The organism is Streptomyces sp. NPDC021212 (genome assembly GCF_044332925.1).
In the GTDB taxonomy this organism is placed as follows: Bacteria; Actinomycetota; Actinomycetes; order Streptomycetales; family Streptomycetaceae; genus Streptomyces.
In genome coordinates this window covers 146,425-154,814 of sequence record NZ_JBIRPZ010000019.1, presented here as the reverse complement: position 1 = coordinate 154,814, position 8,390 = coordinate 146,425, and the positions used below count along the sequence as shown (strand labels likewise).

The 8,390-nt window shown below is 70.3% G+C and carries 6 protein-coding genes; 2 read left to right on the top strand and 4 right to left on the bottom strand.

Annotated elements, in window-relative coordinates; genetic code table 11:
- Nucleotides 1-251, top strand: a 251-nt coding sequence (locus ACH4SI_RS37340; RefSeq protein WP_398303895.1) for a hypothetical protein, incomplete at its 5' end; no start/stop codon positions are given.
- Between the two features lie 198 nt (nt 252-449).
- Here the strand turns inward: ACH4SI_RS37340 and ACH4SI_RS37335 are convergent.
- Together ACH4SI_RS37335 and ahcY are read right to left on the bottom strand one after the other, a co-directional pair.
- Nucleotides 450-1,064 carry a hypothetical protein gene (locus ACH4SI_RS37335; protein WP_398303893.1) on the bottom strand — a complete coding sequence of 205 codons (615 nt, stop codon included), beginning with the start codon at nt 1,062-1,064 and terminating at the stop codon, nt 450-452.
- A gap of 115 nt (nt 1,065-1,179) precedes the next feature.
- Complete coding sequence (ahcY, locus tag ACH4SI_RS37330; protein ID WP_398303891.1) at nt 1,180-2,637, bottom strand: adenosylhomocysteinase; 1,458 nt, start codon at nt 2,635-2,637, stop codon at nt 1,180-1,182.
- A 524-nt stretch (nt 2,638-3,161) separates the two neighbouring features.
- On the opposite strand from ahcY, the gene ACH4SI_RS37325 reads away from it, so the two are divergent.
- A complete protein-coding gene (locus ACH4SI_RS37325; RefSeq protein WP_398303889.1) occupies nt 3,162-5,279 on the top strand; it encodes a fructose-specific PTS transporter subunit EIIC in 2,118 nt (705 codons plus the stop codon).
- A gap of 796 nt (nt 5,280-6,075) precedes the next feature.
- Here the strand turns inward: ACH4SI_RS37325 and ACH4SI_RS37320 are convergent.
- Nucleotides 6,076-6,990, bottom strand: a complete 915-nt coding sequence (locus ACH4SI_RS37320; protein ID WP_398303887.1) for a cation diffusion facilitator family transporter — start codon at nt 6,988-6,990, stop codon at nt 6,076-6,078.
- Between the two features lie 96 nt (nt 6,991-7,086).
- Nucleotides 7,087-8,292 carry a mannose-6-phosphate isomerase, class I gene (manA, locus tag ACH4SI_RS37315; protein WP_398303885.1) on the bottom strand — a complete coding sequence of 402 codons (1,206 nt, stop codon included), beginning with the start codon at nt 8,290-8,292 and terminating at the stop codon, nt 7,087-7,089.
- Nucleotides 8,293-8,390 lie beyond the last annotated feature (98 nt).

Here is an 8,390-nt window from a genome sequence, read left to right as displayed (position 1 = left end):
GGGTATCAACATATCTGGCGTTGACTTTTGGCACGCTGTTGAGTTCTCAAGGAACGGACGCTTCCTTTGAAACCGTATCACCGGTTTCTCCGGGCTTTTCCCTCCGGGCCTTTCGGCCTTTCGTGTTTCCAACCTTACCAGATCCGTTTTCCGTTCCGTTTCCGGTTCGAATTCCGTTTCCGGTGGCCTGTTGGGGGCCTTTGCCTTTCGGCGTGTCTTCGACTTTAGCAGAGTCGCATCGGCCGACCTAATCGGCTTCGCGATTACCTACAGGGTCAAAGTGCTCCGTTTGGAATTGCCTTCACGAACGGAGCGGTTAGATGCCAACGGCTGCTGAGCAGCGTACCACGCCGCTCATCGCAACCGTTAAAATCTACCTCCCCACATGACCCGTGTCAACGGTTTCGGGGAGATGAACACCGTACCAGGTCAGCGGGGCGCTCCGCACATCACCCGAAGGACGACGGCGGGGTCTCCAGCTCCTCCAGCTCGATGCCCGGAGCAGCGAGTACCACGTCGCCGGCGATGTGAACCGTGTGCTGCTCACCCGTGTCCAACTCGCTGACCTGGTACTCGTCCACGGTGAGCGGGCCGCTGTCGGTGGAGTGCGCCGTACTGCCGAGCAGTGCCCAGGACTGGTCGAGGGTGCGCGGCGCGAGGACCGGGTCGGTGAAGGCGACGAGGCGGACGCGTACGGGCCCCGCGCCGGGTTCGAGCCGGAGCATGCGGGAGAGCGCGACGAGGAACGCCGGGGAGGTGCCGGTGAACGCGTGGGCCTGGGTGTTGCCCTCGGTCGCGTGCTCTCCGGACGGGTCGGTACGGACCCAGGTCACGCCCTCCATCGCGCCGCCGCGGATCCGCCAGCTGGCGGCGTGCAGTTCCAGGCGGAGGGGGCGGCCGAGTTCGTCGAGCGTGAGGTCCACGGAACCGGCGTGCTCGCCGGAGGGCGAGGTGCGCTGTGCGACGTAACGCCATCCGCTGGGGCCCGGCGCGCAGTGGAAGTGCTCTTCGCCGAGGGGGGCGTGGTCGTGGGTGTCGTGGAGGGAGTAGCGGCCGCGGGGCATGGTGTGGTCCTTGAAAACGAGCCGGGGCCCGCCCGGCCGTAACGGCGCGGACGGGCCCTGGGGCCCCGCCGGTGGCGGGGCCGGTGACCGGCGCTCGGCGCGCCGGCCGGGGCGATCAGTAGCGGTAGTGGTCGGGCTTGTACGGGCCCTCGACCGGGACGCCGATGTAGTCGGCCTGCTCCTGGCGGAGCGTCGTCAGCTTGGCGCCGAGCGCTTCCAGGTGGAGCCGGGCGACCTTCTCGTCCAGGTGCTTGGGCAGCACGTACACGTCGGTCGGGTAGGACTCGGGCTTGGTGAACAGCTCGATCTGGGCGATCGTCTGGTCCGCGAAGCTGTTGGACATGACGAAGGACGGGTGACCGGTGGCGTTGCCGAGGTTCAGCAGACGGCCCTCGGAGAGCACGATGAGCTTCTTGCCCTCGGGGAACGTCCAGGTGTGGACCTGGGGCTTGACCTCGTCCTTGACGATGCCGGGGATCGCCGCGAGACCGGCCATGTCGATCTCGTTGTCGAAGTGGCCGATGTTCCCGATGATCGCCTGGTGCTTCATCTTGGCCATGTCGCTGGCCATGATGATGTCCTTGTTGCCCGTCGTGGTGATGAAGATGTCCGCGGTCTCCACCACGTCGTCCAGGGTGGCGACCTGGTAACCGTCCATCGCCGCCTGCAGCGCGCAGATCGGGTCGATCTCGGTGATCACGACCCGGGCGCCCTGACCGCGCAGCGACTCCGCGCAGCCCTTGCCGACATCGCCGTAGCCGCAGATGACCGCGACCTTGCCGCCGATCAGTACGTCGGTGGCGCGGTTGATGCCGTCGACCAGGGAGTGGCGGCAGCCGTACTTGTTGTCGAACTTCGACTTCGTCACCGCGTCGTTGACGTTGATGGCCGGGAAGAGCAAGGTGCCCTCGCGGTGCATCTCGTACAGGCGGTGAACGCCGGTGGTGGTCTCCTCCGTCACACCGCGGATCTCGGAGGCGAGCTGCGTCCACTTCTGCGGGCTCTCCGCGAGGGTGCGGTTCAGCAGCTCGAGGATGACGCGGTGCTCGTCGTTCTCGGCGGTGGCGACGTCAGGGGCGGCGCCGGCCTTCTCGTACTCGACGCCCTTGTGGACGAGGAGGGTGGCGTCGCCACCGTCGTCCAGGATCATGTTCGGGCCGCCGGTGGCGGTACCCGGCCAGGTCAGCGCCTGCTCGGTGCACCACCAGTACTCCTCCAGCGTCTCGCCCTTCCAGGCGAAGACCGGAATGCCCTGCGGGTTCTCCGGGGTGCCGGTCGGGCCGACCGCGATCGCGGCGGCCGCGTGGTCCTGGGTGGAGAAGATGTTGCAGGACGCCCAGCGGACCTGCGCGCCGAGTGCGGTCAGGGTCTCGATCAGGACCGCGGTCTGCACCGTCATGTGCAGCGAGCCGGTGACTCGGGCACCGGCCAGCGGCTGGGATGCGGCGTACTCCTTACGGAGCGCCATCAGGCCGGGCATCTCGTGCTCGGCGAGGGTGATCTCCTTGCGACCGAAATCGGCCAGGGAGAGGTCGGCGACCTTGAAGTCCTGACCGGTGTCGGCTGACGTCATGAGTGCTGCTCCTCATTGATCGGTTGGCGAGCGAGAGTGTTTCGGCTGGCCTGCGGGCAGCGGGCACGGTGTGTCCGGAAACAGACATACCTGAAGCGGACACACGTGTCCCCTTTGCTCGCAGTGCGCAGTCCGTCGGAGGCCCTCTCTCCCTCGGTCGACCCGCGGACGGGCCGCCCGACCGCCATCAGCAGCGACGTCTGGCTCGCACTCGAATCTACACGCTGGGCGGGGTGAGCCCCAGCCCGCGGGGGTGTTCTTCGGCCCCCGGGGCCGTACGGGCGGGCTCCCGGGGCCGTACGGGCGGGCTCCCGGGGCCGTACGGGAACTCGCGTCGTGGGGCCGCCGCGGCCGTACCGCTTCGATCCCGACCGCGGGTATTGCAGGATGCAGCCGGCACGGGGACGCTTGCACATTCCCGCGCTGCTCGGCGAGTTGACGGTGTTGGCAGCGCTGACGGCGTTGTCGGCATTGACGGCGTTGTCGGCGTGCTCGAGGAAGCTGATCGTGACAAGGAGAACCACGTGACCAGTCCAGCCGATCCCCCCAACGGTGCGGGGACCAGCGACAGTGCGGAGACCGGCGGGCCGGGGCTCAAACTGCTCGCGGTGACCGCCTGTCCGACGGGCATCGCCCACACCTATATGGCCGCCGAGAAGCTGGCGCAGGCCGCGGAATCACGCGGTCATCGCATGAAGGTGGAGACACAAGGCTCGATCGGGGCCGAGAACGTACTGTCTGACAACGATGTCAGCGAGGCGGACGGCATCATCATCGCCGCCGACAAGGACGTCGACCGCAGTCGGTTCGTCGGCAAGAAGGTGCTCGTCGTCGGGGTGGCCGAGGGGATCCACCAGCCGGGGCGGCTGATCGAGCAGGTGCGGAACGCGCCGGTGTACGGGGGCGATGCGGCCGGGTCGGGCTCGGGTTCGGGCTCGGGCTCCGGTTCGGGTGGGGCCGGCGCCGGTGGCGGTCGTACGGGGCGCGGCGTCACCTACAAGGCGCTCATGAACGGCGTCTCGTACATGATCCCGTTCGTGGTCGTCGGCGGTCTGCTGATCGCCGTATCGCTCGCGCTGGGCGGCGATACGACGTCCAAGGGGATCGTCATCCCCGACGACTCGTTCTGGAAGACCGTCAACGACATCGGCACCATCGGCTTCCAGCTGATGGTGCCCGCCCTGTCCGGCTACATCGCGTACGCCGTCGCCGACCGGCCCGGGCTGGTGCCCGGCATGGTCGGCGGCTGGATCGCGGCCCATGGCGAGCTGTACGACAGCGAGGCGGGCGCCGGGTTCATCGGGGCGATCGTCACCGGCTTCCTGGCCGGGTATCTGGTGCAGGGGATCAAGAAGGTCCGGGTACCGAAGTTCGTCCAGCCGATCATGCCGATCATCGTGATCCCGATCGTGGCGACCTCGGCGCTCGGCCTCTTCTTCATCTACGTCCTCGGCAGGCCCATAGCCTGGGTCTTCGAGAACCTCACCGACTGGCTCGGCGGGTTGACCGGGACCAGTGCGGCGCTGCTCGGCATCATCCTCGGGCTGATGATCGCGTTCGACATGGGCGGACCGGTCAACAAGACGGCGTTCCTCTTCGGGGCCGGGCTGGTCTCCAAGAACCCCGAGGTCATGGGCGCGTGCGCGGCGGCCATTCCGGTGCCGCCCCTGGGGCAGGGGCTGGCCACGCTGATCCGTCGCCGAATGTTCGACGACCAGGAGCGGGAGACCGGGCTTGCCGCCCTCTTCATGGGCTTCTTCGGCATCACCGAGGGTGCGATCCCGTTCGCCGCGGCGCGGCCCGCGCTGGTGATCCCGGCGAACATGCTCGGAGGTGCGGTGGCCGGGGCCATAGCCGGGCTGGCGGCGGTCGAGGACAGCGTGCCGCACGGAGGGCCCATCGTGGCGGTGCTCGGTGCGGTGAACGGGGTGCCGATGTTCTTCGTGGCGGTGGTGGTCGGTGCGGCCGTCACGGCGGTGGCCACGGTCGGATTGATGGGGCGGGGTGGGGCGGTGGCGTCGGCCTCTGCCTCTGGCTCTGCCTCTGCCTCTGCCGACGTGAAGTCGGCTTCTGTTGTGGCCGAGCCGGTGGCGGTGGGGAGCCGTACCGGTGCCTCGGGGGCTCCGTCGGGGGCCGGGGCCGTCGGTCGTGCTGCTGTCGCCGAACCTGCGGCGTCCGCCGATGGCGAGGTGCTGTCCGGGTATCTGACCGAGCGGACCGTCAAGGAGCAGCTGGCCGCCGACCGTAAGGACGATGCCATTCGCGAGATGGCCGAACTGCTGGCCGCGAGCGGCAAGGTCGCGGATGCCGCGGAACTGGTGCGGGCCGCATTCGCCCGCGAGGACCAGGGCACCACGGGTCTCGGCGACGAGATCGCGATCCCGCACGCCAAGTCGGACGCGGTGACCGCCCCCGTCGTCGGCTTCGCCCGGTCCGCCGAGGGCATCGAATGGGGCGCTCCGGACGGTACGAAGGCTCGGCTGGTCTTCATGATCGCGGTGCCGGAGGCCGCGGCGGGGGATGAGCACCTGCGGATCTTGGCGCTGCTGTCGCGGAAGTTGATGGTTTCGGAGTTTCGGGAGCGGTTGGTGGAGGCGGAGGGTGTGGGGGCGATCGTGGGGGTGCTGGGCGAGATCTCGTAGGGGTGGGCTGGTGCGGGGTGGGTTTTCCCCACCCCGCCCCTCCCCGAACCGGGGCTCCGCCCCGGGCCCCGATGCGGGGGCCCGGCCATGAGTGGCTGGGCCCCCGCCCCAACGAGGGGGCCGGTGCGGCGCCGCATCCCGCCCCGGCCCGCGCCGGGACTGCGCCCCTGCGGCGGGTGCTGTGACCGTCCCGGCCGTGCGCCGTGCCGGGCGTACCCGGGGTACGCCGGTATGCCGCGGCTCGGGGTCGCGTGCACGTGTACGCGGCGATTCGTACGTGCCACGCCATGCGTACGCGCCATGGGGCCTCCTGGGCCCCGGCCATGGGTGGCTGGGCCCGCCCCCGGGCTGCCCTGCCCCGGCCATGAGTGGCTGGGGTCGGTCCAGTCGAGGGGCCAGGGCGGCTCGCCCCGCACGGAACGGCGGCTCGTATCCCGATCCGGCAGGTGGGGCTCCGCCCGCCGCTCCCCGCCGAGGGTGCGTCCCCGCCCCCTCCGATGAAGCGCGGCTCCGCACCGCGCCCCGGGCCCCGCTCCCTCCGCAGCGGGGCTTCGCTGCCCCAAGCTGCGCTCCTGGGCGCCGGGCCCCCTTCGGCAGCGCGCCGGGCTGCGTCGGCCCCGAGCCGGTGGACGCCCACCGTGGCTGCGCCCCAGGCCCCGAGGCTGGGGCGCAGCCTCTGCTCCGGTGCAGCGGCGCTCGCCGGGCGTTTCGTAGCGCACAGACGCGTCCCCCGGTAGCGCGATCGCCCCGCGCCGGAGGGGCGCGGGGCGATCGGGGCGTGTTGCCGGGGGCAGACCTAGGAGGCTCGGAGGATGTCCGGCTCCAGGTAGATCACTCGGGCGATCGGGACCGCCTCGCGGATGCGGGCTTCCGCTTCGTCGATCGCGCGGGCGACCTCCGCCGCGCTGTCGTCGTGCTGGACGGCGATCTTGGCGGCGACCAGGAGTTCCTCGGGGCCCAGGTGGAGGGTGCGCATGTGGATCAGGCCGGTGACGGTCTGGCCGTCGACGACCGCTTCGCGGATCTTGGCGACCTGGTCGACGTCGGCCGCCTCGCCCAGCAGGAGGGACTTCGTCTCGGCCGCGAGGACGAGGGCGATCAGGACCAGCAGGGCGCCGATGCACACGGTGCCGATGCCGTCCCAGATGCCGTCGCCGGTCAGGACGGCGAGGCCGACGCCGCCGAGGGCGAGGACGAGGCCGACCAGGGCGCCGAGGTCCTCCAGGAGGACGACCGGCAGCTCGGGGGCCTTGGCGCGGCGGATGAACTGGGACCAGCTCAGCTTGCCGCGGATCTCGTTGGACTCCTTGACGGCCGTACGGAACGAGAAGCCCTCCGCGATGATCGCGAAGACCAGCACGCCGACCGGCCAGTACCAGGCGTCCAGCTCATGCGGGTGCTTGATCTTCTCGTAGCCCTCGTACAGCGCGAACACGCCACCGATGGTGAACAGCACGATGGAGACGAGGAAGCCGTAGATGTACCGCTCGCGGCCGTAGCCGAAGGGGTGCTCGGGGGTCGCCGCGCGCTTGGCCTGTTTGCCGCCGAGGAGCAGCAGTCCCTGGTTGCCCGAGTCGGCCAGCGAGTGCACGCCTTCGGCGAGCATCGACGACGAGCCGCTGAAGGCGAACGCCACGAACTTGGCTGCGGCGATGGCCAGGTTGGCGCCCAGCGCGGCAACAATCGCCTTGGTTCCGCCTGATGCACTCATATGTGCCGAATGTCCCTTCCCGCTCATGGCAGTTTTGCTTGAGCTTTACTGCCGCTACGGCGGGCCATTGTTCCAGCCCTCCGCAGGAGCCTGACGTCAGGCGGTCAGTGTGGCCCTGAACACAGTGCCGTCGCCGGTCACGGTGACATCCTCGCCCGCCCTGAGATAGGCCGATTCGCCGCGGGACAGGCGAAGTTCAGCGTCCTGTTCGTCGGCGGCGCGGAGCGAAACCTCGCCCGCGACGCACAGCAGGATCTGCGGGCCCGAGGAGGGCAGCCGGCGCGGGGCGGCGCCCTCCGCCAGGACGTACCGGGAGAGCCGGAACTCGTCGATCGGGGTGGCGTACAGCTCCTCGCCGGAGGGGTCCTCCTCGGGGCGCAATACGGCCGGGGCGTCGCTCTCGAAGCGGACGATGCGGAGAAGTTCGGGGACGTCGACGTGCTTGGGGGTCAGACCGCAGCGCAGCACGTTGTCGGAGTTGGCCATGATCTCGACGCCGAGTCCGTCGAGGTAGGCGTGTGGGATGCCCGCGCCCAGGTACAGCGCCTCACCGGGCTGCAGCGTCACGAAGTTGAGCAGCATCGCGGCGATCACGCCGGGGTCGCCCGGGTAGTGGCGGGCGATGGTGGCGTACGCCGCGTACGCCGGGGCGTGCGGGCCGTCGAGCGCGCCGAGGCGTTCGGCAGCGGTCGCGGCCTCGTGCACGGTCTCGGCGATGGCCTCGCGGTCGGCGGTCAGCACGGCCGTCAGCACCTCGCGCAGGGCGCGCGACTCGGGGTGGGCGTGCAGGATGTCCACGTACGGCTTGAGCGAGTCGACCTCAAGCGCGGCCAGCAGCTCGGCGGCCTCGTCGGGGTGGCGGAAGCCGCACAGCCCGTCGAACGGCGTGAGGGCGCAGATCAGCTCGGGCTTGTGGTTGGCGTCCTTGTAGTTGCGGTGCGGGGCGTCCACCGGGACGCCGCGGGCCTCCTCGTCCGCGAAGCCCTCCTTCGCCTGCGCGAGGTCCGGGTGCACCTGGAGGGAGAGCGGCGATGCCGCGGCGAGCACCTTGAGGAGGAACGGGAGCCGCGGCCCGAAGGCCCGTATGGCGCCCGCGCCCAGCTCGCGCTCCGGATCGGCCGCGATCACGTCGGACAGCGCGACGGAGCCCTCGCCCCGGTCGATGCGGGACGGCGCCCCGGGGTGTGCGCCCATCCACATCTCGGCCTGCGGCTCGCCGGTCGGCGGGGTGCCCAGCAGCTCGGGGATGGCGGTGAGGGAGCCCCAGGCGTAGGGGCGCACGGTGTTGACGAGGCGGTCCATGCGGTGCGGTTCCTGACTGTCCGGGCGAAGGGATGCCGATTCCCGGCGCGGGTTTCCGGCGCGGGCCGTTCGCGGGCCGTTCATGGCGTCGCGTACGG